The organism is Mailhella sp. (genome assembly GCF_057866825.1).
Map to the genome: position 1 here is coordinate 2,102 of NZ_DBMAHT010000170.1, position 1,442 is coordinate 3,543.

Below are 1,442 nucleotides of genomic sequence, written 5' to 3' on the forward strand. Positions count from 1 at the left end.
ACGTATTCCCACATCGGCTACAATCTCAAGATCACGGATTGGCAGGCGGCCGTGGGCGTGGAGCAGCTCAAAAAGCTGGACGGATTTCTGGAAAAGCGCCGTCGCAACGCCGCCGTGCTTTCCGAAGAGCTGGCCGACCTTTCCGACGTGCTCATGCTGCCCGGACACAGCGAACATTGCGAGCCTTCCTGGTTCGGCTTTCTGATTTCCGTGCGTCCGGAAGCGCCGTTCACCAAGCAGGAGCTGGTGGAATATCTGGAATCCCACGGCGTGGGCACCCGTCAGCTTTTTGCCGGCAATCTGCTGCGTCAGCCCATGATGACCGACTCCGACGTGGAACTGCGCATAGGTTCCGGCCCTCGCATGCGTTCCTGCGATCTGGGAGAGGAAGAGTACGCGCTGCTGCCCCATACCGACTTCATCATGGAGCACACCTTCTGGATAGGCACTGCCCAGAACGTGGATGAAAACGACGAACGGGAAACCTCGCGCATCATCCATGAATTCGTGCGGAGCAGAAGATCATGAAAAAAATACTGTTGACGGGCGGAAGCGGCTTTATCGGCCGGAATCTTCGAGAGTCGTTTCTGAAGGACAAATACGAACTGTTTGCTCCGACGCACGCTGAACTCGATGTGGCCGACACCGACAGCGTGGACACGTATTTTCGTCGGCATGAGTTCGACGTTGTGCTGCACGCGGCGGTGAAGCCCGGCCACAGAAACGCGCCTGATCACAGCCGACTCTTCTACACGAACGTGCGCATGTTCGAGAATCTTGCCCGGCATCGTGACAGCTTCGGTCGATTCATCAATTTCGGCAGCGGGGCCGTGTACGATGTGTCGGCGAACAACGCCGGAGTTACGGAAGATGAGCGCTTTCTCCGCATGGGGGCCGATGAGCACAGCTTCTGCAAGTACGTGGTGGCCAAGCGCATCGACTCGCTGCCCGGCTTCGTGGATCTGAACATCTTCGGCATCTTCGGCCGATATGAGGATTACGCCATCAGGTTCATCTCCAACGCCATCTGCAAGAGCCTGTTTGGTCTGCCCATCACGCTGCGCCGGAACAGACGCTTCAGCTATCTCGACGTGAACGATCTGCCTGCGGTGCTGGAGAAGTTCATTGAGAACGACGTTGCGCACTCATCCTACAACGTGGTGCCGGACGGTTTTGTGGAACTTCGTTCCATTGCGGAATATGTGGCCGGCATAAGCGGCGCTGAAGTGCAGGTGGCCGCAGAAGGCTACGGCCTTGATTACTACGGTTCCAACGCGAGATTGAAGACAGAATTCAATACGGTAACATTCACGCCGCTGCACGAGTCCATAAACGCGCTTTATGAATGGTACGCGCGGAACAAACATACGTTGAACTATGACGCGCTTTGCGTGGATAAATAAGAAAGACCTCAATACACATCGGCAGATCGAGTCGAGCTG

2 protein-coding genes are annotated in these 1,442 nt (G+C 56.2%); both read left to right on the forward strand.

Going from position 1 to position 1,442, the window contains the following annotated elements; all coding sequences use genetic code 11:
* On the forward strand, positions 1-528 hold a 528-nt coding region (locus ACZM96_RS10180), incomplete at its 5' end, for a DegT/DnrJ/EryC1/StrS family aminotransferase (RefSeq protein ID WP_489488905.1).
* Positions 525-1,403: an NAD-dependent epimerase/dehydratase family protein gene (locus ACZM96_RS10185; protein ID WP_489488907.1), complete on the forward strand. Its 879-nt coding sequence runs from the start codon at positions 525-527 to the stop codon at positions 1,401-1,403. The genes ACZM96_RS10180 and ACZM96_RS10185, both read left to right, overlap by 4 nt.
* Positions 1,404-1,442 lie beyond the last annotated feature (39 nt).